This is a genomic window from Leeia aquatica (assembly GCF_012641365.1).
GTDB classification, from domain to species: Bacteria; Pseudomonadota; Gammaproteobacteria; order Burkholderiales; family Leeiaceae; genus Leeia; species Leeia aquatica.
In genome coordinates this window covers 107,247-131,376 of sequence record NZ_JABAIM010000004.1, presented here as the reverse complement: position 1 = coordinate 131,376, position 24,130 = coordinate 107,247, and the positions used below count along the sequence as shown (strand labels likewise).

Annotated in this window: 19 protein-coding genes; 4 read left to right on the top strand and 15 right to left on the bottom strand. The window is 61.2% G+C overall.

The window, feature by feature from the left end; all coding sequences use genetic code 11:
* Positions 1–8 precede the first annotated feature (8 nt).
* From HF682_RS15470 to HF682_RS15450, 5 genes are all read right to left on the bottom strand, one after another.
* Entirely contained in the window at positions 9–863 is an 855-nt protein-coding gene (locus tag HF682_RS15470) for a fatty acid desaturase (protein ID WP_168878235.1), read from the bottom strand.
* Positions 853–1,635, bottom strand: a complete 783-nt coding sequence (locus HF682_RS15465) for a sterol desaturase family protein (protein ID WP_205882123.1) — start codon at positions 1,633–1,635, stop codon at positions 853–855. Before HF682_RS15465 ends, HF682_RS15470 begins: the two co-directional genes overlap by 11 nt.
* 107 nt (positions 1,636–1,742) lie before the next feature.
* Complete coding sequence (gene clsB, locus HF682_RS15460) at positions 1,743–2,900, bottom strand: cardiolipin synthase ClsB (RefSeq protein WP_168878234.1); 1,158 nt, start codon at positions 2,898–2,900, stop codon at positions 1,743–1,745.
* 69 nt (positions 2,901–2,969) lie between these two features.
* Positions 2,970–4,097 carry a M14 family metallopeptidase gene (locus tag HF682_RS15455; RefSeq protein ID WP_168878233.1) on the bottom strand — a complete coding sequence of 376 codons (1,128 nt, stop codon included), beginning with the start codon at positions 4,095–4,097 and terminating at the stop codon, positions 2,970–2,972.
* 88 nt (positions 4,098–4,185) lie between these two features.
* Positions 4,186–5,058 carry a DMT family transporter gene (locus tag HF682_RS15450; protein WP_205882122.1) on the bottom strand — a complete coding sequence of 291 codons (873 nt, stop codon included), beginning with the start codon at positions 5,056–5,058 and terminating at the stop codon, positions 4,186–4,188.
* Between the two features lie 99 nt (positions 5,059–5,157).
* On the opposite strand from HF682_RS15450, the gene HF682_RS15445 reads away from it, so the two are divergent.
* A complete protein-coding gene (locus tag HF682_RS15445) occupies positions 5,158–6,075 on the top strand; it encodes a LysR family transcriptional regulator (protein WP_168878232.1) in 918 nt (305 codons plus the stop codon).
* A 12-nt stretch (positions 6,076–6,087) separates the two neighbouring features.
* Here the strand turns inward: HF682_RS15445 and HF682_RS15440 are convergent, their stop codons facing one another.
* Both HF682_RS15440 and HF682_RS15435 read right to left on the bottom strand, forming a co-directional pair.
* Positions 6,088–6,633: a response regulator transcription factor gene (locus HF682_RS15440; protein WP_168878231.1), complete on the bottom strand. Its 546-nt coding sequence runs from the start codon at positions 6,631–6,633 to the stop codon at positions 6,088–6,090.
* Positions 6,630–7,931, bottom strand: coding sequence for an ATP-binding protein (locus tag HF682_RS15435; protein ID WP_168878230.1), 1,302 nt, complete (start codon positions 7,929–7,931; stop codon positions 6,630–6,632). Before HF682_RS15435 ends, HF682_RS15440 begins: the two co-directional genes overlap by 4 nt.
* Before the next feature lie 63 nt (positions 7,932–7,994).
* On the opposite strand from HF682_RS15435, the gene HF682_RS15430 reads away from it, so the two are divergent.
* Positions 7,995–8,735: an energy transducer TonB gene (locus HF682_RS15430; protein ID WP_168878229.1), complete on the top strand. Its 741-nt coding sequence runs from the start codon at positions 7,995–7,997 to the stop codon at positions 8,733–8,735.
* A 53-nt stretch (positions 8,736–8,788) separates the two neighbouring features.
* Here HF682_RS15430 and HF682_RS15425 read toward each other — a convergent pair whose 3' ends face one another.
* From HF682_RS15425 to HF682_RS15395, 7 genes are all read right to left on the bottom strand, one after another.
* The gene (locus tag HF682_RS15425) at positions 8,789–14,821 is read right to left on the bottom strand and encodes an Hpt domain-containing protein (RefSeq protein WP_168878228.1); all 6,033 of its coding nucleotides are present in this window, start codon (positions 14,819–14,821) and stop codon (positions 8,789–8,791) included.
* A gap of 58 nt (positions 14,822–14,879) precedes the next feature.
* Entirely contained in the window at positions 14,880–17,060 is a 2,181-nt protein-coding gene (locus tag HF682_RS15420) for a methyl-accepting chemotaxis protein (protein WP_168878227.1), read from the bottom strand.
* A gap of 59 nt (positions 17,061–17,119) precedes the next feature.
* The gene (locus tag HF682_RS15415) at positions 17,120–17,641 is read right to left on the bottom strand and encodes a chemotaxis protein CheW (protein WP_168878226.1); all 522 of its coding nucleotides are present in this window, start codon (positions 17,639–17,641) and stop codon (positions 17,120–17,122) included.
* Positions 17,641–18,006 (bottom strand): response regulator, encoded by a 366-nt coding sequence (locus tag HF682_RS15410; RefSeq protein WP_168878225.1) that lies wholly within the window; start codon positions 18,004–18,006, stop codon positions 17,641–17,643. Before HF682_RS15410 ends, HF682_RS15415 begins: the two co-directional genes overlap by 1 nt.
* 6 nt (positions 18,007–18,012) lie before the next feature.
* Positions 18,013–18,390 carry a twitching motility response regulator PilG gene (pilG, locus tag HF682_RS15405; RefSeq protein WP_168878224.1) on the bottom strand — a complete coding sequence of 126 codons (378 nt, stop codon included), beginning with the start codon at positions 18,388–18,390 and terminating at the stop codon, positions 18,013–18,015.
* Positions 18,391–18,599: 209 nt separating this feature from the next.
* Positions 18,600–19,337 carry a LytR/AlgR family response regulator transcription factor gene (locus tag HF682_RS15400; RefSeq protein WP_240947310.1) on the bottom strand — a complete coding sequence of 246 codons (738 nt, stop codon included), beginning with the start codon at positions 19,335–19,337 and terminating at the stop codon, positions 18,600–18,602.
* 8 nt (positions 19,338–19,345) lie between these two features.
* Complete coding sequence (locus tag HF682_RS15395) at positions 19,346–20,347, bottom strand: sensor histidine kinase (protein ID WP_205882121.1); 1,002 nt, start codon at positions 20,345–20,347, stop codon at positions 19,346–19,348.
* Between the two features lie 71 nt (positions 20,348–20,418).
* On the opposite strand from HF682_RS15395, the gene argH reads away from it, so the two are divergent.
* Positions 20,419–21,807 (top strand): argininosuccinate lyase, encoded by a 1,389-nt coding sequence (gene argH, locus HF682_RS15390; protein ID WP_168878222.1) that lies wholly within the window; start codon positions 20,419–20,421, stop codon positions 21,805–21,807.
* An 18-nt stretch (positions 21,808–21,825) separates the two neighbouring features.
* Here argH and HF682_RS15385 read toward each other — a convergent pair whose 3' ends face one another.
* Positions 21,826–22,176, bottom strand: a complete 351-nt coding sequence (locus HF682_RS15385; RefSeq protein WP_168878221.1) for an Hpt domain-containing protein — start codon at positions 22,174–22,176, stop codon at positions 21,826–21,828.
* A gap of 123 nt (positions 22,177–22,299) precedes the next feature.
* Between HF682_RS15385 and HF682_RS15380 the strand changes: the two genes are divergently transcribed.
* Positions 22,300–24,126 carry a sensor domain-containing diguanylate cyclase gene (locus HF682_RS15380; protein WP_168878220.1) on the top strand — a complete coding sequence of 609 codons (1,827 nt, stop codon included), beginning with the start codon at positions 22,300–22,302 and terminating at the stop codon, positions 24,124–24,126.
* Positions 24,127–24,130 lie beyond the last annotated feature (4 nt).

The following is a 24,130-nucleotide window of genomic DNA, read 5'->3' as shown; positions in this document are numbered from 1 at the left end:
GTCGGTCCTCAGTGAGGGGTGAACGTCATCAGGCTTTGGCTACGATAGCGAGGCCAGATCAGCCCCAGCAGGTAGACGCGGAACATATAGGGCAGCAGCCCCCGCTCGTTCAGGCGCGGGTCGATCTGATCGCGGTACTGTTGTTGCAAGTGCGTCAGTTGTGACCAGTGCGCCTTCGGGTGACGGTGGTGGCTGGTATGCAGGCCGATATTGAGTAACAGCGGGTTGATCAGGCCGTCAAAGTTGCGGGCAAAGTTGAGCGGCGAATGTCCATCCGCGTGGGCATGCTGCAGGTAGTTGGTGGCCAGTAGCCAGTGCAGGCCATGCAGCTGCGGCAGCAGCACATAGAGCAGGGTTTTGCCAGGTGACAGCCAGAGCAGCACCCCCCATAGCAACAGTAGCCAGCCGTACTGGAGCAGGCAGGCGCGCCACAGCGCCGGACGGCGATGCTGCAAGCGGCCCAGATAATGCCAGAACAAGGGATAGAGGACCGGAATCACCACCACCGGATGCAGCAGGTAGCCGAGCAGGTGATTGTGGTCGCCGCCAAAGCGGTAGGTGCGGGCTACATCCTGCTCGCCGTGGTGGTAGCGATGATGGTTGGCCACGTGGGCCGGGTGGAACACAAAGGCCGGGTGGCCTTGCAGCAGGCTGACCCACAGCGTGGTCAAGCGATTGAGGCCACGATGACGCCACATCGGTAGATGCGAGTGGTTGTGGTTGATCACCCCGATACCCAGTGTCAGGAACAAGAGCAGCAGGTACAGTGGCAGGCTGAAGCCGTGTTGCCACTGCCAGGCCACCAGCAGGGGGGCGGCCAGCAGGTAGGCCAGGCTCTGCACATCGCGCCGGTTACGCAGCATGGCGTGACTGGTGCGCCTGCAGCACGCGATCCGCAGCGTCATCCGGCAAATCGGTATGGAACAGCTGATCCATGAAAGGCAGCAGGAATCCGAAATTGCCCCGCGAGCAGGCATGGTGCAGGTGATGGCGGCGGCTGGAGGTCAACCAGCTGCGCCCCCCCTGGGCAGGAAACGGGTCATAGTTGGCGTGGCCGATATTGTTCAGCAACAGGCTGAGCAAAGGCAGCGACAGCATGGCTTGCCAGCTGAAGTCATGCACGATCATGGGCAACAGCAGCACATTCCCCAGCAGCAAGGCTTCCACCGGGTGGAAGGCGTAGGTGGAGAACGGCGTCGTGACATGGCTGCGGTGATGCTGCACATGAAAACGCGGCAACATCCAGCGGGTATGCAGCAAGCGGTGGTTCAGGTAGAAATGGATGTCGTTCCACAGCAGCAAGGCCAGCATTTCCAGCAGAATACGGGGTATCCCGGCATCCATCACAGCGTGTGACCAGCCCAGCTTCAGCACCATCCACGGGAAGACCATGCCGGTGCCAAACAGCAGGATGGACAGGGAGGACCAGCCGATCTCCCGCCAGACCTGCTGTGGCCGCAGGGGACGCGGGTCCAGCACGCGCCCGATGCCCAGAGTGCGCAGCCCCTTTTGCAGCAGCAGGTTGAGCAGGGCAAAACCGAAATAAATGGTGCCGAAAAAAACCACACCGCCCACCATGACCTCAGTCAGCGAAGGTTCGTAGCCATTGGGCAGCAAAACGGGATACATCATCATGATGGCGATTGTACGGGTTGGTGAATGAAGCGGCAGCGTTGCCGCGAGGGTTGCATCTTTTGCGTCTGGCAGGTGCAAGCCATGATACTGGAAGGTATTGCCATGCCCTATTCCTGCTGTCGACCGCCAATGCCCGCCAGACCCATCAACATGCGGACACACTGATAAGCCAGCCAAGGTACGATACGGTACCAGCAGCGGGATTGCTGGAGGGTGTGCTGATCAATGCGTACGCCATGCGCGGCAATCATCTGCCGCAGGTCATCGCGCAAGCTGCGCGCAAAGCCATGATCCTGTACCAGCAGATTGGCTTCCCGCGCCAGAAAAATGGAGAAAGGGTCAATATTGCTGGAGCCGACGGTGGCCCAGCGGCCGTCCACCACCGCCACCTTGGCGTGCATATAGCCGCGCCGGTACTCCACCACCTCGATACCCGCTGCCAGCAGCTGCCGATACAGGCCTCGACAGGCAAACTGCAGCAAAGCCTGATCCAGCCGCCCCTGTAGCAGCAGGGTGACCTTCACACCTCGACGTGCCGCCGCCAGCAAGGCACGACGAAACTGGAAGCCGGGCAGGAAGTAGGCATTGGCGAGGATGATCTCCTGACGGGCCTGCCGCAGCGCATGCAGATAAGCGGCTTCAATGGCGCGGCGATGCCGAACATTGTCGCGCACCACCAGTGCCGCCAGCTGCTGGCCCGGACTGTCGCTGCGGCCATGACGAGGGAGCCGGTGCAGCCAGTGCATGCGGAACTGCAACCAGCACTCGCGCTGCCACAACTGCCGCATCACCCGGCTGATATCGAGGCAGACCGGGCCGCGCACCCGTACTGCATAATCGTAGCGCGGCGGGTCATCTGGCTCGTCGCAGTCGTTGAGGATATTGATGCCACCGATGAAGCCGGTATGGCCATCCACCAGCGCCAGCTTGCGGTGCAGGCGGCGCAAACGCTGCAGATGCAGCCCCCAGCGGTTGATCTCCGGTCGGAAAAACAGCAGGCGTACCCCTGCCGCTGCCAGCGTTTGCCGCAGCGACTCCGGCAAGGCATACGCCCCAAAGCCATCCAGCAGCAGATTGACCTGCACCCCGCGCCGTGCGGCAGCCATCAGGGCATCGGCCACCCGCAGGCCGGTGTCGTCCGCCTCATACAGATAGCTTTCCAGCCACACGCTGTGCTTTGCTGCGTCGATGGCAGCCAGCAGCGCCGGGAAAAACGCCGTCCCGTCACGCAGCAGGGTCAGGCTATGGCCAGAGCGGTACGCCATGTCAGGAGGTCATCTCCAGTAAACCCGGTCGGGCGAGGCCCGCCGGGTTGGCTATGGCGGGCTGTGGACTCAGCGTAGCTGGTCGATGACCGCCGCGATCGGGTGCAGTACGGACGCACCCAGCTGTTTGCTGCGTTCGCCGTTCCAGCCATACAAGGCGCTTGGCCGGTTGGCGTTATCCTTGAATGGCATCTCGATGGTGTAGGCGAGGCAGTCAAAGTAATCCGCAATATGGTTGGTTGCCAGGGTCATATTGGCTTCACCAAAATGATCCCGCTCGTAGCCATAGGTATCCTGAAAATCCGGGTTATGTACCAGCCAGGCGGCCTTGAAGCTGTTTTCCAGCGCTTCACGGCGGGCGTTATAGCCCGGGTTGCCTTCGCTGCCCGCCACGAAGTTGTACGGCAAGGCTTCATCACCGTGGGCGTCCAGATACAGGTCCACGCCAATCTCGCGCATGGCTTCGCGCACCAGCCACACCTCCGGGCTCTTTTCCATCGTCGGGTTGGCCCACTCACGGTTCAGATTGGTGCCAGCGGCATTGGTTCGCAGGTTGCCACGGCAGCTGCCATCCGGATTCATATTGGGCACCACGTAGAAGGTGGCTTTGTCGAGCAAGGCACCGGCCAGGGCATCCTGCTCATCCAGCAGGCGTGACAGGGTGCCTTCAACAAACCACTCGGCCATGGTTTCGCCCGGATGCTGGCGGGCGGTTAGCCACACCTTGCGCTTGCCCGGTGCTTCATCGCCGATCACCAGCAGATTGAGGTCGCGGCCATCCAGCGTATTGCCCAGATCACGAACCTTGCAGCGCGGCGAGCTTTGCGCCTGGCCGATTAATTGCAGGTGACGCTCCCAGCTGTACGGCTCGAAATAGGCGTAGTAAATACTGTCTTCTTCCGGGGTATGCTGAATGGTCAGCACCTGGCCATCGAACTGGGTGGGCACACGGAACCAGTGCTGACGGTCATAACTGGCCACCGCCTGATAGTCCACCCAGCCTTTCGGATAGGCGCACTGCGCTGCATTGAGGAAACGCATCTGGCAGGCCTGCCCGGCAGCACCTTGCAAGCGGAAGTAGAACCACTGGGCGAATTCGGAATTGCTGTCGTGGCGGACCTGCAGGCGGATATCGCCTGCGTGTTCCATGCTGTCTACCACGATGCTGCCGGCGTCAAAACAACTGCTGATTTTCATCGGTTTGTCCATCCTGATCGGTGTGGTCGTGCAGACCGGGTTTTGTTGTTATGGTACGAGCGCTTTTGTGACTGAATTTTACCGAAGTCTAAGCCTGCGGTCGTGCTTTTCGTTGCAGCTGTTGTTGGCGCAGCAGGGCAAGCAGGATCAGCGCGACGCCCAGCCACTGTCCGGTGTGGAGCTGTACGTGAAAGACCTGGCGATCCACCAGCAAGGTGGTGACCGGATACAGGTAGGACAGCATGGCGATTTCAGCGGCGGTGAGCCGCTGGAAGGCGCGGTACATCAGCAGGTACATGCCTGCGGTGTGCACCAGCCCCAGGATCAGCAGCACCGGCAGGCTGGCCGCAAGGGCCATCGTTGACAGGCCCGCTGCAGCCGGAAGGAACATCACGCCACTGAAGCCGAGCTGCAGGGTGGCAATCTGTGCCGGAGGGACCTGCTTGACTTGCCGGATCAGCAACGTCGCCAAGGCATACAGCAAGGCGGCCAGTGCGGCCAGCAGTGGCCCTTGCCACTGGGTATGCTGCCAGTCACCCGGATTCAGGTCACAGGTCAGCAGCACACCGCTCAAGGCCAGCAACAAGCTGCCCCAGATGCCCGCAGGCAACCGTTCGCCTTGCCAGCGCGCGGCCAGTATCAACAGCAGCAGGGGTTGCAGATGGTAGACCAGGGTCACCACGGACAGGCTGCTGTAACGGTAGGCACTGAACAGCGCCAGCCAGTTGAGGCTGAGCGCGAGCCCACCCAGCAGGATCCAGCCCAGTGCGGCGCGGCTCAAAGGTTGCCACTGGCGGCGTAGCAGCAGCCAGCAGGCCAGGGCCAGGGCGCCGATCAGGCAACGGAACAGCACGACCGTCGCGGGGGGGTGCCCGGAAACGGTGACCGCCCAGCCAATGGTGCCGGAGAGCAGCATGGACAGGACCATGCACAGGCGGTCGGTCAGGGTAGTAGCAGGCATGATGGTCACTCGTCGAGAAGATGCGGTATTGTCTTTTGTTTCCCTGTGGTGAAAAATCCATTTTCAGGAACAATATTGTTTCTCATGGAGACATAAAACGTGCAGTACCTGAGTGACATGCTGGTATTTGCCCGGGTGGTGGAGCTGGGCAGCTTCCACAAAGCGGCGGACCATCTGGGTGTGCAGCCGCCCGCGATCAGCAAGAGTGTGTCGAGGCTGGAGCGGCAGCTGGGTGTCAAGTTGTTGCACCGGACCACTCGCAGTCTGGCGGTGACCGAGATCGGGCAGTCGGTGTACCAGGGCTGTGCCGATATGGCGAATGCCGCGCAAAATGTACTGTCGCTCGCCGGGGCGTATGCGGAGGTGCCACGCGGGCGTTTGCAGGTGAGTGCACCCGCCGTGCTGGGGGAGTACTGGCTGGCCCCGCTGTTGCCACCGCTGCTGGCACGCTATCCGCAGCTGGACCTGCATGTGTCCTTGCAGGATCGTTATGTGGACTTGCTGAACGATGGGGTGGACGTGGCCATCCGCATTGCGCGGCAGCTACCGCAAGGGGTGGTGGCCAGGCCCATCCGGCAATTTCGCTACCTGCTGGTCGCGCGTGTCGGCTGGCTGTCTGCCGAGGCTCGGCAAGACCCGAGCATCCTCACCCAGTGGCCGACCCTGCATCTGGGTGAAGGCCCTTATCGGAATCAGCTGAACGTGCTGCATGCGGGGCAAGCCCGGCAGGTGCAGCTGCATAGCCGTTTGACCATCAACAACAGCCTGGCGTTATTGAACGCTTTGCCACAGATGGACGCGCTGGCTCTGGTGCCGGAGTTTGCAGCGGCACCCGCGCTGCAGCGGGGAGAGCTGGTCGAGGTACTGTCGGCGTGTGCTTTGCAGGACGACTACGCTCCACGCACCATCTATGCAGTTTATCCGGCGGGACGACATGTGCCGCTCAAGGTCCGTGTACTGATTGATCACTTGCTGGCTGCCGAGCACCCGTCCGGTTCCACGGAGGACCACACTTAGGTGCGCAGGGAGCTACTGACGTACCGGGCGCTTGCCAAGTTTGCGTTGCAGGGTGCGGCGGTGCATGTTCAGCGCCCGCGCGGTGGCTGAGATATTGCCCTCATGCTCGGCCAGCACCTTCTGGATGTGCTCCCACTCCAGCCGGTCGACCGACATCGGCTGGTGGGTAACTTCCTGCTGCTCGTCACCATGTATTTTGCCAAAGGCCGCGATGATGTCGTCCAGGCTGGCAGGCTTGGGCAGGTAATGGGTGGCACCCAGCTTGATGGCTTCCACTGCGGTACTGATGCTGGCAAAGCCGGTCAGCATCACGATACGGCAATCCGGATGCAGGATGCGCAGCCGTGGAATCAAGGTGAGGCCACTTTCGCCCCCCATTTTCAGGTCGAGCAGCACGTGGTCAGGCTTGATGCCACTGCTGAGCAGCCACTGCTCGGCGGCCTCACAGCTGTTGCAGCTGTAGACCTGATAGCCACGCTTGCTCAGACCGCGTTCAGCCACCATGCGGAAGGCATCGTCATCATCCACCAGCAGGAGCTGTTTGATGGGTGATTTCATGTGGGTTCTCCCATGAGGGCCAGCCGCCTCCACGGCAAGTGAATGTCACAACAAACACCCCCTTCGGGTGGGCTGGTCAGCCGGACTTCGCCGCCCAGCTGCTCAATGCTGGCGTTGGACAGCAACAGGCCGACGCCCATGCCGCCCTTGCTGCTGTAGATCCCCTGCCCGGCCCGTTCTCTGGCCTCGTCGTCCAGACCGGGACCATGATCGCGAATATGCAGCAGCAGGGCATCTGCACTGACATCCAGTCGCAGCTCAATGGGGTTGTTGCTCAAGCCATGCTGGGCATCTGCCGCATTGTTGAGCAGATTGAGCAGGGCCTGGTTCAGGGTTTCTGGCCAGTGTACCTGCTGGTCAGGGCGTGGCTCGGGCCAATGCAAGGTCAGTGCCACGGTGGGGCGCAGCAAGGCCCAGCGTTCTGCCAGTTGCAGAATGGCTTGTGTGACGCTGCCATCTTGCGCGGCCTCACGGGGATGGCTGGCGCGGCGGCTGAGGGTGGACAGGCTTTGCCGGCATTGGGCCAGTTGCTGCTGCATCAGCTGCACATCGGTCTGCAGCGCTGCGGGTACCGTCTCCGCCAGTTCGTCCGCCAGCAATTGCAGGGTATTGAGCGGTGTGCCCAGCTCGTGTGCTGCACCGGCCGCCAGCGTACCCAATGCAATCAATTGCTCGTCGCGCAAGGTCTTTTCCCGGGCCGCTGCCAGCTGGGCATCGCGCTGGCGCAGGCTGCGGGCCATGCGCGACACAAACCACACCAGCAGTACGGCGCTGAACAGGAAGGTCAGCCCCATGCCCAGCCGGTGCAGCAGCCATGCCTGCAAGGGCTCGGCCTGAGCCTGGATCAGTGGCACATGGTAAAACACCAGCAGGCCATAGCTGATGACCGCCAGCAACAGCAGCAAGCTGGCGCGCCAGGTGGACAGCAAGGTGGCCCCGAGGGTAACCGGCAGCAGCAGCAGGGAGGCCAACGGGTTGCTGGCGCCATCGGCAAAGAACAGCACCATCCCCAGGGCAGTTTCGTCGATGACCAGCTGCAACAGCAGCTCGCTTTCCCGTACCGCCCAACCCCTGCGAGCGCCTTGCAGGCGCAGCCAGGTCAGGATATTGAACAGGGTCAGCAGCACACCAATGACCAGCAGCGGGGCATAAGGCAACTGTAATCGCCATTGCCAGCTCACCAGGCTGCTGACCAGCAACAACAGGCCCAGATTCAGCCAGCGCAGCCAGACCAGCCGCGCCAGGTTGGCCTCGTTGGGCCGGTTGCTGTGGATGGAGAGCAAGGAAAGCAGCTTCATGCGCCTATTCTACCGCGCTACGCGGATACCGGCTGCGACATACTGACTCAGTTACAATGTCGCATGTCCTCCCGTTCCCGTCTGTGTCTGGCGCTGCTACTGGCCTTGCTGTTGCATGGCCTGCTGCTGCTATGGTCGCTGCCTGCACCGGGTCCACGCCTGCATGTTGAATTGCAGCTGCGCACGGCCAGTGCACCGGCGACGCTACCCGTTCATCCTGACCCGCCGTCACAGACACCAGCACGCCATATACCCAAAGTAGCGCAGCAGGCCGAGCATCCGAGGGGGGCTGCTACCCATCTGTCACGGCATTCTTCACCTCCGCTGGTACAGCAGTCGAAGGGGCCTGTTGTGGTAGCGGGTGCGACTGTACCTGCGCCCGCGCCACAGGCCGAGACAGCGCCGGAAAGCCGACCAACGGGCCATGGCGCGGCCACACCGCTCTCACCAGCTGCAGACCCTTTGACTGAGGATATGCCGGATCACCCGGCACGGGCTCGTTGTCGACCTGTGATCCGTTACCCTGTGGTGTCCCGTGAGCTGGAGGAACAAGGGGTGGTGGTCGCCAGTGTGCGGGTAGACGCGCAGGGCGGGGTGCAGGAGGTCCGCTTGCAGCAATCCAGCGGTGCCGCCCGGCTGGACCGGACGCTGCTGGACAGTGTGCCTCTGTGGCAGTTTGAGCCTGCCCGACAGCAAGGGCGGGCCGAGGGTGGCACCGTGTTGCTGCGCTTTGTGTTTCAGCTACAAGAGGGCAGCGGCGGTGAGGGCCACGCGGGATCGTCGGTGCGCGTGTGTGGCGGTTGAAACACAACGGGGCCTGACGGCCCCGTTGTGACTGGAGGATCCGGCAAAGCGGATCACGCCAATGCGGCTTCCTTCTGCTTGAGGAACTGCTGGATGTAACCCAGCAATTCTTCTTCCTGATAAGGCTTGCCCAGGAACAGATTTACGCCCAGCTCTTGTGCCACCTTGCGGTGTTTGTCGGCGGTGCGCGAGGAGATCATGATGATCGGGATACCTTGCGTTTCCGCGTTGCTGCGCACGTTCCGGGTCAGTTCAAAGCCATCCATGCGCGGCATTTCGATGTCCACCAGCATCACATCCGGCTTGTAGTCCTGAATCTGCTGCAGGGCATCGACCCCGTCCTTGGCGGTCATCACCGCATAACCCTGGCGCTCCAGCAGGCGGCCAGTGATTTTGCGTACCGTCAGCGAATCATCGACCACCAGCACATGCGGTTGCGTCTGCAGCGGGGCTTCCACCACTACAGTGCTGCTGTCGATGCTGGCCTGATGACGGGCCAGGCGGTCGGCATGGGTGGCCAGATCCACCGGGTTGATGATCAGCAGGATCTCGCCGGAACCCAGCACGGTTGCACCGGATACGCCGATCACCCGAGCCAGCTGTGGCCCGATGTTCTTCACCACCACTTCCTGGTTACGTGTCAGCTGGTCTACGTGCAAGGCCACGGTACGGTTGGCGCTTTGCAGCAGCACCACGGTGTTGTAGCGGTGCAGCTCGGGCAGCGTGGTTTCATCACCCAGCAGGCGCGGCAAGTACCAGAACGGATAATCCTTGTCCTGCCAGTGGATGCTTTGCTCGGCATAAGCCTTGTTCAGCGCATCCACTTTCAGTTCCTGCACTTGGGCGACCAGGCCGGATGGAATGGCATAGCGCTGGCTGCCTACGGTCACCATTACCGTTTGCGTCACCGCCAGGGTCAGCGGCAAGTGCAGGGTGAAGGTGGTACCTTGACCCAGGCGGGAGCTGACTTCCACCCGCCCGCCGAGGTCTTCGATTTCGGTTTTCACCACATCCATGCCGACGCCACGACCCGACAGCTGGGTAATCTGGCTGGCGGTCGAGAAGCCCGGGTGGAAAATCAAACCCAGCAATTCACTGTCGCTGTAGCTACGATCCGCTTCAATCAGACCCTGCTCCAGCCCCTTTTGTCGCAGGCGCTGCGGATCCATCCCGGCCCCGTCGTCCGACAGGGTCAGAATCATTTCATTGCCTTCCTGGCGGGCCTGGATCAGGATCTCACCGATCTCCGGCTTGCCCGCAGCCTGCCGTGCCTCGCGGGACTCCAGACCATGGTCAATGGCGTTACGCAGCATGTGCTCGAACGGGCCGGTCATCTTTTCCAGCACTGAACGGTCCAGCTCCACCCGCGCACCCTTGATTTCCAGGTTGGCCTTCTTGCCTAGATCCTTGGCGGTCTGCCGCACGATACGGTACAGACGGTCGGTCAGCGTGGCCAGCGGCACCGTACGAATCCGCATCAGTGACTGCTGCAGGTCACGGGTTTGCCGTGCCTGCGCTAGCAGTGCGGCTTCACTGTCGTCCACGTTTTTCAGCAAGTTGTGCTGCACGGTGGACACGTCGTTTACCGATTCGGCCAGCAAGCGGGTCAGCTCCTGCAGGCGGGTAAAGCGGTCAAACTCCAGCGGGTCGAACGATTCATCCTGATCGTGCAGCAGAGACAGCCGCGACTGCATTTGCGACTCGGCTTGAATTTCCAGCTCACGCAGCTGGCTGCGCAGACGGTTGACGTTATCGGTCAGTTCCAGCAGCGAACCGCGCAGCGAACGCACTTCTGCATCGATCCGGGCGCGAGCGATACTGACCTCACCGGCCTCATTCACCAGGCGGTCAATCAGGTCGGCACGCACCCGCAGGTTGCGTGCTTCGGTATCAGCTGCACTGTCCTGCTGCGATGCGGTGGCCGTGGCACTGGCCACGACGGCACCCGTTTCTGTTGCGGATGCTGGCACTTCCGGTGTCGTGCTTTCACCGCGCTGCAGGCGGTCCAGCATGGCCGACAGTGTATCGAACTCGGTGTCCAGCGCATCAAACAGCGCGGTATCGTACAGGCCGATCTGCTCCGCCTGCTGCACCCGGGTTTCCAGACCGTGGGCCAGCTCACCCATCTGCATGGCACCGGCCATCCGGGCGCTGCCCTTGACCGTATGCAGGGTACGCAGCAATTGCTGAGGATGGGTCTTGTCCTGAGGGGCTGCGCGCCATTGCCGCAAGGCATCGCCAATTTGCGGCAACAGTTCGTGTCCTTCTTCCAGGAAGATGGGCAGCAGCTGCTCGTCGATATCGTCAATGGCGGAGGGGGCATCCTCGCTATGCGGGATGTGTTCAGGGCGCGCTGCTGCCGCGAGCGCTGCGGTAACGGCGATCAGCGATTGCTCGGTTTCGGCGACGACAGGCGCGGGCGAGGCCTCTGCTGTCGGCTCCATGGGCTCCGCAACCGCCATCTCCACCGCATCAGGCAGGCTCAGGGCGTCCATCTCCAGCGCTTCATCCACGACCGGCTCGACGTCGGTGGCTTCCGGGCTGACTGCTGCGTCGAGCTCAGGCAGCAGGTCATCTGCCAGCAGCCCGGTTTCGAGCTCGTCGCCGAGTGTCATATCCGACAGCTCGACGATTTCGGCAGCTGTATCGGCAGTCGATGCCGTGGCGTCGACCGCCAGATCGGCGGTAGTCGACTCCAGGGCGGGCAGGTCGCTGTCCAGCTGAATGGTTTCGACCTGAACGTGATCCTGTTCCGGGCTATCCAGTTGCAATTCCAGCGAATCCAGCTCTGCTTCCAGCTGTGCCAGCGAGGAGTCCACGGGGACATCCACCCGCTCGGGGATGTCCAGACCCGGTACCTCTGTGTGGATGTCCTGTACGGCATCGGTTCCGTCGTCATCCAGCTCGAAGTGCAGCGCTTCAACCGCCTCATCCGGCAGGACGGGTGCGTCCAGAGTGGGGGCATCTTCCGCAGCACTGAGGAGCGGTGCGGTATCGGGCAGGTCGAACTGGAAGTCATCCGCATCAGTAGCCAAGGCCGGTGCGTCCAGGCTGACGGTGTCGTCCAGCTGCAGGACGGGTGCTGCTTCGTCCAGTTCAAAATGCAGTTCCGCTGCTTCGTCGCTCAGCTCCGGTGCATCCTGTACCGGGGCGGTATCCTGCGCCAGCAATGGCGCCGTGTCCGGCAGCTCGAAATGCAGTTCTTCTTCCGTGGGGCTTGCCTCTGTGTCCACAGGCAGCTCAAGCTCGAAACCATCGCTGGTTTGCAGCTGTGCTTCCAGCGAGGGGACGCTGTCCTCACCCTGCTGCGCGCGCAAGTGCGCAATCAGCCAGTCGGCCGGGGTGGGGGCCTGCTTTTCCTCTACCTCGCCAACCATCTGGTGCAGTGAGGCAATGCTTTCCGCCACCAGCGACAGCTGGCCTTGACCCAAGCCCTCTCCCAGCCGCTGCTGCGACAGGAAGAATTGTTCCAGCGCGTCGGCCAGACTGCCAATATCGCCAAAACCGGCGGTATGGCCAATGCCACGCAAGGTATGCGCGGCATGGCTGGCTTCACTGGCGACAGGCGCACCATTGCTCATGGCGGCCAGTTGTTGATCCAGGGTCTGCAGGTGACGCTTGGCCTCAACGGTGAAAATGTAGAACAGGGAGGCAGAGATGGTGACGCTGCCAATCTGGAATTCACTCGGCTCAGACGGCTCGTCGCCACTGTCTTCCGTAACCACGGGCGGCGCATCTGCTTCCACGGCAGGAAGCGTTTCCTCCGGTTCCTCATCCAGCTCCAGCGAGGGCAGGTGATCCAGCGAGGGCAATGCGCTATCGCTGGCAGTTGCCTCGTGTACCGGCACTTCCGGCAAGGGGCCGCCTTGCCAGTTACGGAAGGCGTCTGCCAAGGCGAGGATTTCGCTGGCCTCAACCGCAGCGCGGCCTTCGGCTTGCAGCTCAGCTACCCAGCCCGCAAAGGCATGCCGGTTCAGGGTGATGAAATCCAGCAAGGGCTCATTAGCCGGGCGGTCTTCCTGCAGCCACTTGTTCATGACCCCTTCTACCGCCCAGGCGACATCGCCCAGCTGGGTCAGGCCCACCATGCGACCACTGCCCTTCAGGGTATGGAAGCTGCGGCGGATCACGGTCAAGCTGTCGCGGTTGTGCGGGTCACTGCGGCAAGTTGCAATATGCTCGTCGAGGCTGTCCAGAATTTCACCAGCCTCTTCCAGATAGATTTCCAGCAACTCGGCATCTGGCGCTTCGTCCCACACCACCTCCACCGCAGGTGCAGGGCTCTCGACCACGACCGGCTCGGCGGCGAGATCGGGCAACGGCGCCAGCAGGATATCTTCTGCAGGGGCTTCGGGTTCGGACGGAATATCCAGCGACAAGGCGGGCAATTCGTCCAGAACCTCCGGCGTATGGGCTGCGGCGGCAGGCTCAGTGGTCACGGGCGCTGCGGGCTGCAGGAACGGTGCCAGAATGCTGGCAGCGTCACTGCGCTGGTTCTGCAGCGCTTCAACATAGAAACCGAGGGCCGACAGCGACTCCGCCAGCCATTCCATTTCCTGCGCGGGCGGCGTTTGCTCACTTGCCAGCCATTGGCGCAGCAGCGCACGGCTTTGTTGCAGCAGGCCACCCCCTTCGGTTGCGCCCATCATCAGCAGGGCACCGTCGATCTGATGCAGCAAGGGGTCGACACCCGGCAGCGCATCACGCTTGGCCGGGTCACGGAAGAAGTGGTCGAGGTGCTGCTCAACCTGCTGCAGATTGCTGAGGATTTCATGCGCGACTTGCGCCATCAGCAATTTTTCCTGCGCACGACGGCTCAGGTCGTCCAGCATCGGCGCATCGTCGTCCTGGGCATCCGGACTGTGCAGGCGCTTGAGGATGTGGGCGACATGCTGCGACAGGTCGGACGACAGCTGCGGGTACTGCTGCAGCGCGTTCTCCGCCAGCAGCAAGGCTGTCGCCATGTCCATCGACTGGCGCTCATTCAGGCTGTCATGACCGCCCATGACCTCGGCCAGGCCGCTGAACAGCTGGGTCAGCTCTTCCAGCGATGCTTCACGGTGGCTGCTGGCCAGTTTGTCCAGTTGCTGACGGAACAGCGGCAAACGGTCTTGTTGGCCCGTGGTGACGCGCATCCACAAATCTTTGGCCTGCTCCAGCTGCTCGCGCAGGGTACGCAGTTGCTGGGCGCTCAAGGTCTGCAGTGCTTGCCCATCGGCGGCTGACAGCAGGCTGCCAAGCTGATAGGTGTCACGAATCAGTTGTACCGTGCTGTCCTGGCTGGGAGACACCCCGATCAGGTACAGCATCTGCCGCATCAGGGTATCGGAAACCTTGTTGCTGCCCTCGGTGACACGCCGGATCTGCTGATCCAGGCGGGACAGTAGCGGTTTGCCTTGTTGCAGTAAATGGTTGTGTCCGGCCATGGCTTGCACAAAACCACTGGCCACCCACCAGAAGGCGCGCTGAGCACTGCCAGACTGGATGGCAGACAATTGTGCTAGGGGGCTGGCTAGCTCTTGCAGGGCTTCCGTAGTCGGGTTCTTCAGCCAGCGCAACAGGCCTTGCTGATAACGGGCACGGCAGGTACGGCTGCGTTCACGGGCGACCTCGGCAGAGGCTGCCTGGTTGGGGACCTGGTCTGGCAAGCTCACCGACAGGTCCGGATAAAACAGGTCGCTCTCGCTGAACTGCTGGCTGCCACGAGCGTCATGCAGGGCTTTGTAGCTGTCAAACAGGTGCAGCGTGGAATTGGGCGCCCCATCAACCAGCGCAGCGATGAATTCGGTGACCTGGCCCAGCGCGGTTTGCAGCAAATCCAGGCTGCTGGCGCGGGCGGAGTCTTGCTCTGGCAACTGGGCGAGCAGGCCTTCAATGGCCTGAGTGAAGCTGGTCAGACCAGCCAGCCCTACCATTTCCAGCGCACCGGTGACCTGATGCACGTGGGTTTGGGCAAATTTCAGTTGGGTATCGTCGCCGGGGTTGCTGCTGTAATTGTGCAAATGCTGGCGAGCGTGACCAATGGCGCTGTCAATCTCGGCCTTGACCCAGATCAACGAACCCACGTCGAAGTCGAGTGTACTCATGCGAGTGGTTCCGGCAGGTTATGGGTGCACCCCGCCGAAGCAGGGGTGCGCCATGGCATCAGGCGAGCTTGAAGCCAGCCACCGAGCCCTTCAGTTCAGCTGCCAGTCCGGACAGCTGGCCGATGGACTCGGCGGTCTGTTTGGTGCCGTCCGTGGTTTGTTCAGTAATGGTCAGAATGTGCTGCATGTTGCCGGACACCTGTTCCGCCATCTGCGTTTGTTCCTTGGTGGCAGACGAGATGGAGTCAATCAGCGAGGCCAGGTTGTTCGACACGCGGCCGATTTCCTGCAGCGCCTGACCGGCGGCGTCGGACAGCTTGGCCCCTTCCACCACACCCTGGGTGGACAGTTCCATGGCGGCCACTGCGTCCTGGGTATCGGTCTGAATGGTCTTCACAATCGCCGAGATCTGCTTGGTTGCTTCGGCGGAACGTTCAGCCAGCCGCTGCACTTCTTCGGCCACCACCGTGAAGCCTCGACCCGCTTCACCGGCGGATGCGGCCTGAATGGCGGCGTTCAGCGCCAGCACGTTGGTCTGCTCGGTAATGTCGGAAATCAGTTCCACGATTTCACCAATTTCCTGCGAGCTTTCACCCAGCCGCTTGATCCGCTTGGAGGTTTCCTGGATCTGCTCACGAATTTCGTTCATGCCCTTGATGGAGTTTTCCACCGCCTGGGTGCCTTTTTCTGCTGCACTCAGCGACATCTGGGCCACACGGGCAGATTCCACCGCGTTGCTGGCCACGTTCTGGATGGACTCGGCCATGTAGCGCACCGAGATGTTGGTATCCATGATTTCGTTGGCCTGCGTTTCCGTGGCGTTCAGCAGCTGGTCGGAAATCGAGCGGGCTTGCTGGGTCGCCGAGGTCACCTGGTCGGTGGCGCGGTTGATACCGGTAATCAGCGAACGCAGCTCGTCAATCGTGTAGTTCATGGAGTCGGCGATGGCGCCGGTCAGGTCTTCCGTCACCGAAGCGCGCACCGTCAGGTCACCATCAGCGAGGTCGGACATTTCGTTCAGCAAGCGCAAAATGGCTTCCTGGTTACGCTTGTTTTCGGCTTCGGTTTCATCCGCACGCTTCTGAATTTCACGGCTGTAAGCGATACCGAACAGAATCAGGCCCAGCAGGGCCACCAGCACCCCGGCAATCTGGGCTGCAAACAGCGGCTGGCTGGAGCTGTTGGCCTCATACAGGGCAGTCAGTTCGCGCAGCTTGTTCAGCAGGGGTTCCGAGCTGGTAAACACTTGCTGGGAGGCGAGCTTGGAGTTCACCAGGTTCTGCATGTTTTGCGAGAACAAGGTCACCGCCGCTTCATACGGCTGGAACACCCGCTTGATATCGTTCAGCTTTTCCACCACATCCGGGTTGTCCGCTGCCACCAGCTTCAGGTCTTCGTTACCGGCCATGAAGCCTTCCAGCGTATCACGGAAGGTGTTGGTGTCCTTGCCCAGCATGAACACGATTTCCGGGCTGATGGTCGGCTCAGCCAACATCGCGTTGGCGTTCTTGGACATCCGCTGGGTCAGCATCACCTGCTGGTTGGCCAGCGACAGGTGACGGGCATCGGCATTGTTTTGTTGCAGCAGGGCCACCAGCTGTTGCGACAGCTCCAGCAGTTCGGTATCCGAGGTGTTGATGTAGGACACCGACTGCGTCATCTGACGCAGCACCTTCTTTTCCTTCAAGATGGTCGACACGTTCGGGCTATCGGATTCCGCGAACGACTTCTTCCAGATCTCTTCAATCTGCTTCAGTGCCGCCTGCTGGTCCGCTTCCGGAGATGCCGGTACGGCTTCGCTCTTGTCCTTGCTGCAGGCTGAGCCACCATCCTTCAGCTTTTGCAGTTCGCACTTGAATTCCTTGAAGGCCGCGTCCAGCTGGTCGAAGGCCACCGCGTTACCCTTGGTGGCTTCAGACGACGCCACCGCCAGACGTTGCGACAACATCTGCATCTCGGTGGAGGTGGTGATGTAGTTGGCGTAGTTGTTGGAACGAATCCGGTCAACCACCACCGCCGCACCAAAGCCAATCAGGCCGACGGCCAGCAGGGTCAGGGAGATGCCTTGCAGACCGGTCGGCAGGCGGGACAACAGCGAAGCGCCCTTCTGTTCCGACTTGGGTGTGACCAGGCTATCCATGATGGATGTGGTGCTCATCGGTTCAAACCGGGATGCGCCTTGTGCATCGCCGGCGTTGGCGTTCTTGTCGGACTTGCGTTTGCCGAAGCTGAGCTTCATGGTGATTCCCCCTGCTGGACCGCCGTATGGTCGGGTCGGCCAGTCAACTTTGGTCGGTATTACTGATAACGGTTGATTTGTAAGAACTCAGGTTGGCGAACCAACTGGTCAATGTGCAGCATTTGCCAATGCACCCCCTGACTGTCCCGGAACTGCTCGCCCAGCCAAGGCTTGCTGTCATCCTGCGCCATGCTCACTGCTTCCAGCTGATTGGGCTGGCGCAAGCCAATGATCTGCGACACCATCAGGGCGGCATTGTCGATCAGGCGCGATTGCAGCAGCAGCAGCCGGTTGCCAGGCAGGCTGCCGGTTGGTGTGCGGAACAGAAAATGGGACAGGTCCGTGACGCTGTACAGCGTCCCCCGGATGTTGCTGACACCGCGGAACCATTCGCGGGTAAGCGGCACTTCCAGAATGGGCGGAACCGACACCACTTCACTGACCTGGGTCAGCTCCAGCAGACAGTGCTGGTCACCAATCCGTACCCCCAGGCGCGACAAGCCCGCCTGCCCGCTGGTGGCGGATTGCAGGCGCTGGGATACGCGTTCCTGGAATTCGCGCAGGCTGATCCGTTTTGCCATTAGCCGAGCGCCGCGATCTTGGAGAGCAGCTCCGCCTGATCAACCGGCTTGACCAGATAGTCACGCGCACCTTGGCGCAGGCCCCAGATCTTGTCGGTTTCCTGGCCCTTGCTGGTACACATGAAGATCGGGATGTGCTTGGTGGCTTCTTCACGGCTGATGGTGCGGGTGGCCTGGAAGCCATTGAGCCCCGGCATCACCACATCCATCAGGATCAGATCCGGCTGGATGTCCTTGGCCTGTTGCACGGCCTGCTCGCCACTTTCCAGCATCACCACCTGAAAGCCGTTCTTGGTGAGGATTTCGCCCAGAAAATGGCGCTCGGTGGGGGAGTCGTCAACGATCAGGATTTTTTTGATTGGCATGGTTTCCTACCCTTGCTGGTGATGGCTGGTCAGACTGACAGCATGGCTGCCAACAACCGATAACAGGCTGTCTTTGGTAAAAGGCTTGGTCAGGTATTCGTCAGAGCCGACCATGCGCCCACGTGCGCGATCAAACAAACCGTCCTTGGAAGACAGCATGACCACGGGCGTACCGTGGAAACGCGGATTTTTCTTGATGAGCGAGCAGGTCTGGTAGCCGTCCAGCCTGGGCATCATGACATCGACAAAAATAATGTCCGGCAAGTGGTCGGTGATCTTGGCCAAGGCATCAAAGCCATCCTCGGCAAGGATCACATCACAGCCGGCCTGCTTGAGGAAGATCTCGGCACTGCGACGGATGGTGTTGCTGTCGTCAATAACCATGACCTTTACCCCGGTTAGGCTGCGTCCCCCTTCCACATTGTCCCCTTGTCAGAAATTGGTCTGGATGCGTCGAAGTCTGAGGCGGATCAGGCCCATTCGTCCAGGATTGTAAGAAATTGTAGAGAAATAAACCAGCGCCGGTAAAGCCTCATGCATGTTGCATTGCGAAGTGCGATTCAAAAATCGGCAAATATGCCAACACAATGCCTTCACAGGTGGCGAAAGCGATCGCGCAGGACATGCCACTGCCGACGACTGACCGGCAGGCGGTCGCCGGGCTGTAACACGGCAAGCCAGTGGGTTTCGCCTTCTTCATCGGTGCCCTTCTCAAAGCCTGCCAGCTCCTTGGTGGCCACCAGACAATTGCGGTGGATACGGACAAAGCGGCTGGTAAACTCCTGCTCCAGCTGGGTCAGCGCACCCTCCAGCAGGTATTCCTTGTCACTGGTGACGATGGTGATGTATTTCAGCTCCGCTTTCATATAGCGGATCTGGTCCAGCGGGATCAGGCGCACCTTGCCGCGTTCGGTGACCGAGAGGAAGCGCCGCTCTGGCGCCGCGGGCAGGTTCTGTGGCCGCCCCTGCCGTTCCTGTGCACGCTGTAGCGCCGCCAGCAGGCGCTCTTGCCGGACCGGTTTCAGCAGATAATCAATCGCGGCCAGTTCAAATGCTTGTACGGCGTATTCGTCGTAGGCGGTGGTGAAGATGATCATCGGAGGGTGGCTGAGCTGCTGCAGGTGCTGCGCCAGCTCCAGCCCGTCCATTTCCGGCATGCGGATATCGAGCAACACCACATCGGCGTGATGGTGTTGCAAGGCCTCCAGTGCCGCAAAGCCATTCTCGGCCTCGCCCAGGCAGGTCAGACTCAGACTGGCTGCGCAGTCTTCCAGCAGGGTGCGCAACCGGGTGCGCGCCGGTGCCTCATCGTCCACTAGAAAAATTCGCAAGGGATGCGTCATTGCGGCCCCCGTTGATATGGCATGCGTATCATCACTTGATAATAGTCGTTACCGACATTTGTGCTAAGTTCGGCATCAACATCGAAGTGCAGCAGCAGACGCTCCTTGATGTTGGACAGCGCCATCTTGTTGCCTGCATGGTGGGTGCCTTGCCCGTTATACGGGTTGCGTATTACCACAAAGACTTCGTGGCGACGGCTGTAGGCATTGATGGTGATGGTGCCGGGGCGGATGCTTTGTTCGATGCCATGGTAGACCGCGTTTTCCAGCAGGGGCTGCAATACCAGTGGGGGAATCAGTGCGTCTGCAGGCATGCGGTCGATATGCCAGTCCAGCCGCAGGCGCTCCCCCAGCCGCACCTGCTCGATTTCCAGATACTGCTGCGCCAGTTCAATTTCCCGGCTGAGGGGCACCAGCTGCCGATTGTCCGCCATCAACACACGGAACAACTCAGCCAGATTTTCCAGCACCCGCTCGGCGCGCTTGGGCTCAGGGCGGATCAGGCTCAGCACGGCATTCAGGCTGTTGAACAGGAAGTGCGGGCGGATACGCGCTTGTAGCGCTTGCAGCCGGGCTTCGCTGACGGCGGGAGACAGGGCCTGCTGGCGCAGCAGGAAGTAGCCCAGCATGGCACTGCTACCCAGCAAGCTGACCAGCACGTTGCGTTGCAAGGTGAAGCCGGAAGCATGGTTCAGCAAGCTGAACAAGCCACTGCTGCCGACGCTGATCACCACCACCAGCAGCGCGCCGTGCATATAGGGTAGCCGCCGCAACCAGCGGTGCAACAGTGACAGCAGTAACAGGGTGCATAGCAAAGGCGGTTCCAGCTGGGCGGCGACACTGCTCATGCGTCCACCCAGTTCACGCCAGCGCTCACTTTGCATCAGGGCATACACCAGGGCAAAGCCGTTGCACAGGGTCAGGATGCGCAGCAAGACCCCCAGCTGGTCAAAGCCGGGCAAGCTGGCTGGGTGCAGGTTTTGCTTTATACTTGCCATGGTTGTTTCAGCATATCAGGCGTTTTGCCTCCCCGCGTGTTTTCGCGCATTGTGTATTGAAGGACAATGACATGCAATCTGCGACCGACAAATTGTGGTCTGGCCGCTTCAACGAGCCGGTGACCGAGCTGGTCAAACGCTACACCGCTTCCGTGACCTTTGATCAACGCATGGCGCGTTTCGACATTCAGGGCTCACTGGCGCACGCCGCCATGCTGCAACGTGCCGGTATCCTGACGCCTGCCGACCTTCAGGCCATTCAGCAGGGCATGAGTGACATTCTGGCGGAGATCGAGGAAGGCCAGTTTGTCTGGTCGCTGGATCTGGAAGACGTGCACATGAACATCGAGCGTCGCCTGACCGAGAAGATCGGCGACGCAGGCAAGCGCCTGCACACCGGGCGTTCACGCAATGATCAGGTCGCGACCGACATCCGCCTGTGGCTGCGTCACAGCATCGACCAGCACCTGCAGGAAATTCGTGCACTGCAAACCGCGTTGCTGGACCTGGCAGAAGCCCATGCGGACACGGTGATGCCGGGCTTTACCCATCTGCAGGTGGCCCAGCCGGTGACCTTTGGCCACCACTTGCTGGCCTATGTGGAAATGTTGCAGCGGGACCTGGAGCGGATGCAGGATTGCCGCCGTCGGGTGAACCGGTTGCCACTGGGGGCGGCTGCACTGGCCGGTACCAGCTACCCGATCGACCGCCATTTTGTGGCCGAGCAACTGGGCTTTGATGGCGTCACCGAGAATTCGCTGGACTCGGTGTCGGACCGCGATTTTGCCATTGAGTACACGGCCGCTGCCGCCCTGATCATGACCCACCTGTCACGCCTGTCCGAAGAGTTGATCCTGTGGATGAGCCCGCGCTTTGGTTTTATTGACCTGGCTGATCGCTTCTGTACCGGTAGCTCCATCATGCCGCAAAAGAAAAACCCGGATGTGCCGGAGCTGGTGCGTGGCAAGACCGGGCGGGTTAATGGTCACCTGATGGGCCTGCTGACCCTGATGAAAGGTCAGCCGCTGGCGTACAACAAGGACAATCAGGAAGACAAGGAGCCGCTGTTTGATACCGCAGACACCCTGTCGATGACCCTGACCATCTATGCCGACATGATGCGCGGGGTGGTGGTCAAGCCGGAAGCGATGCGAGCGGCGGTGTTGCAAGGCTTTGCCACGGCAACCGACCTGGCCGACTATCTGGTCAAGCGTGGCCTGCCGTTCCGCGATGCACACGAAGCGGTGGCACTGGCGGTGCGGCACGCCGAAAAGCAGGGTTGTGATCTGGCCGATTTGTCGCTGCCGGTGCTGCAAAGCTTCTCGGCGCTGATCGACGATACGGTGTATCAGGTGCTGACCCCGGAAGGAGCGCTCGCCAGCCGTAACCACATTGGCGGTACCGCGCCGCAGCAGGTGCGTTTGGCGATTGGCCGCGCACGGCAGCGCCTGAACGGCTGAGCAGGATAGACGGCGCGCTCAGCGCAGCGTGCCGTCTGCCAGTTGCCGCATCTCCGCCATAAACTGCTGGTGCAGCAGCACCATCTGCGCCAGCAGCGCCTCAATCTCAGGCCATTCTCCCTGCTGCCGACCGGTGCTTTCCAGCGTCCTCGCCAGTTGCCACAGCGGGCCATCCGTCAAGCTGCCCACGCTACCCTTGTAGCTATGCGCATGCTGGAAGGTGCCGACATGATCATGCGACGACACACTGTGTTGCAGCAGTCGCCACTGCTCGGGGAGCTGCTCCAGCAGGATGCCGGCCATGTCCGGCAGCATGTCCTCCGGCAACCCCAATGTGGCAGCAAAGGCCTGGTAGTCCTGCAAAGGCATGGCAAGGCTCGGCAATAACGGACAGTCTTGACTATAGTGCAAGCATCCCCGAAAAAACAAATTCACCACATAGCCCGAGCAGCGTGTGAATGGACGGGGGCTTAACCCTTGCAGGAGTGTGGCTTGCGGCACGGTCAGTTTGCCCGTCGTTTCATCTTGTCTGTGACCATGATCAGCGTGTTGCCGCTCCTGCTGGTCATGCTGGCCTATGGCTCCTTCTGGTATGTGGAAAGCAAGGAGGCACTGGAACGTCAGCTGCATAAAGCCAAACAGCTGGTGCCGATGATGCAGAAGGCCTGGAGGCTGAATGATGTGGCAGCCCTGCACGACCAGATTGACCGTATCCTGCTGGTGGATGGGGTGGTGGCGGTGTCGTGGCTGGACCGGGAACAGCAGCGCGGGGTCATACAGCGTGCCGGGTTTGTCGTCCCCGACAAGGCGGCTCATCAGGAAGCGTTGCTCAATGAGCAGGGCGAGCAAATCGGCCGGATCGACATTTACACCGATCTTGCAGCGATGCCGCAGAATCCGTGGCGGGAGCTGCGGGAAGGGGTGGTGTGGATTGTTGCAACCTGGTTGGTGCTGCTGATCGTGCTGAACTGGCGCTTTCGCAGCTGGGTGTGCCAACCCCTGTTGCAGTTGTCACGGTATGTGGAAAAAGGCGGGCTGCAGGATAAGCCGGAGCCGTTCAGTTGGCAGCGGCATGGTGGCAGCAGTGAGGATGAGCTGGATGTGCTGGCGCGAGAGCTGGTGGCCCTGAAGCAGACCGCCTATCAGCATGTGCAGCAGGAAAAGATGGGCCAGAGTGTGCTGGCCGAAGAGCGGGATCGTTTGCGCAGCCAGGTGGTGGCGCGTACGCATGAGCTGGATTACCTGAGCCGTTTCCAGCGCTTGATTGGCAACCTGTTTCAACGCTTTGCCGTGATGCCGATGTCGGCGGTTGAGGCCGGGTTGCAGCAGGCGCTGGCTGAAGTAGGCCGCTTTCTCTGTGTAGAACGGGTCTCGCTGTTCCAGCATGACCCGGAGCTGAGCCACATGCGCTACACCCATGAGTGGGTGGAAGAAGGCTTCTTGCCCACCATTGAATTGCTGGACGAGGTCAATACCCGTAATTTTCCATGGTGGATGGCGCAGTTGCAGCAAGGCCGAGTCCTGCAGGTGGATGACCCGCTGCAGTTGCCGCCTGAAGCTCGGGCCGAGCGGGATACCTTGATGGCACACGGGGTACGTAGCCTGATCTGCATGCCGCTGCTGAGCAGCGAGGGTTTGATGGGCTACATTACCTATGATGCCTTGCGTCAGCCCCGTCGCTGGTCTCAAGAAGAGCTGACCCTGCTGGGCATCACCAATACCTTGTTCCTCAGTATCTTGCTCTACCAGCGCCGTGAACTGCAGCTGGAAGCCGCCCGGCGCAGCCTGGAACAATACAACCGCAAGCTGGAGATGTTGTCACGTAGCGATGAACTGACGGGCCTCGCCAACCGGAGGCACTTCAACGAAGTGCGGGCGCAGGAGTTTCGGCGGGCACTCCGCGATAACCTGCCCTTGACCCTGCTGTTGTTCGATCTGGATTACTTCAAGGCTTACAACGATAGCCTTGGCCATGCGGCGGGCGACGATGCGCTCAAGGTGTTTGCCGACTGCCTGAAACAGACCTTCGAGCGCGGCACCGATCTGGTGGCGCGGGTGGGCGGCGAAGAGTTTGCCGTGCTGCTGCCCGCCACCGCCACCCCGCAGGGGGTGGCTTTGGCGGAGCGCCTACGTGCCACCTTGCAGGCGCGTCAGGTCCACCACCCCAACTCACCGGTCGCCGATAGCCTGACGGTGAGCGCGGGGCTGGTGACGCTGGACCCGGAGCGGCACCCGGATGTCGATACCCTCTATACTGCCGCAGACCGGGCGCTGTACGAGGCCAAAGCGCTGGGGCGTAACCGGGTGGTCAGCGCTTGAGTAG

Excerpts from the sequence above, each read along its gene's own strand:
- HF682_RS15435 (WP_168878230.1), bottom strand. The coding sequence starts at position 7,931 with ATGAAGCTGCTTTCCTTGCTCTCCATCCACAGCAACCGGCCCAACGAG.
- HF682_RS15450 (WP_205882122.1), bottom strand. The coding sequence starts at position 5,058 with ATGCCTGCTACTACCCTGACCGACCGCCTGTGCATGGTCCTGTCCATG.
- HF682_RS15465 (WP_205882123.1), bottom strand. The coding sequence starts at position 1,635 with ATGATGATGTATCCCGTTTTGCTGCCCAATGGCTACGAACCTTCGCTG.
- pilG (WP_168878224.1), bottom strand. The coding sequence starts at position 18,390 with ATGGTTATTGACGACAGCAACACCATCCGTCGCAGTGCCGAGATCTTC.
- clsB (WP_168878234.1), bottom strand. The coding sequence starts at position 2,900 with ATGGCGTACCGCTCTGGCCATAGCCTGACCCTGCTGCGTGACGGGACG.
- HF682_RS15440 (WP_168878231.1), bottom strand. The coding sequence starts at position 6,633 with ATGAAATCACCCATCAAACAGCTCCTGCTGGTGGATGATGACGATGCC.
- argH (WP_168878222.1), top strand. The coding sequence starts at position 20,419 with ATGCAATCTGCGACCGACAAATTGTGGTCTGGCCGCTTCAACGAGCCG.
- HF682_RS15410 (WP_168878225.1), bottom strand. The coding sequence starts at position 18,006 with ATGCCAATCAAAAAAATCCTGATCGTTGACGACTCCCCCACCGAGCGC.
- HF682_RS15470 (WP_168878235.1), bottom strand. The coding sequence starts at position 863 with ATGCTGCGTAACCGGCGCGATGTGCAGAGCCTGGCCTACCTGCTGGCC.
- HF682_RS15415 (WP_168878226.1), bottom strand. The coding sequence starts at position 17,641 with ATGGCAAAACGGATCAGCCTGCGCGAATTCCAGGAACGCGTATCCCAG.
- HF682_RS15395 (WP_205882121.1), bottom strand. The coding sequence starts at position 20,347 with ATGGCAAGTATAAAGCAAAACCTGCACCCAGCCAGCTTGCCCGGCTTT.
- HF682_RS15385 (WP_168878221.1), bottom strand. The coding sequence starts at position 22,176 with ATGCCTTTGCAGGACTACCAGGCCTTTGCTGCCACATTGGGGTTGCCG.
- HF682_RS15455 (WP_168878233.1), bottom strand. The coding sequence starts at position 4,097 with ATGAAAATCAGCAGTTGTTTTGACGCCGGCAGCATCGTGGTAGACAGC.
- HF682_RS15420 (WP_168878227.1), bottom strand. The coding sequence starts at position 17,060 with ATGAAGCTCAGCTTCGGCAAACGCAAGTCCGACAAGAACGCCAACGCC.
- HF682_RS15430 (WP_168878229.1), top strand. The coding sequence starts at position 7,995 with ATGTCCTCCCGTTCCCGTCTGTGTCTGGCGCTGCTACTGGCCTTGCTG.
- HF682_RS15425 (WP_168878228.1), bottom strand. The coding sequence starts at position 14,821 with ATGAGTACACTCGACTTCGACGTGGGTTCGTTGATCTGGGTCAAGGCC.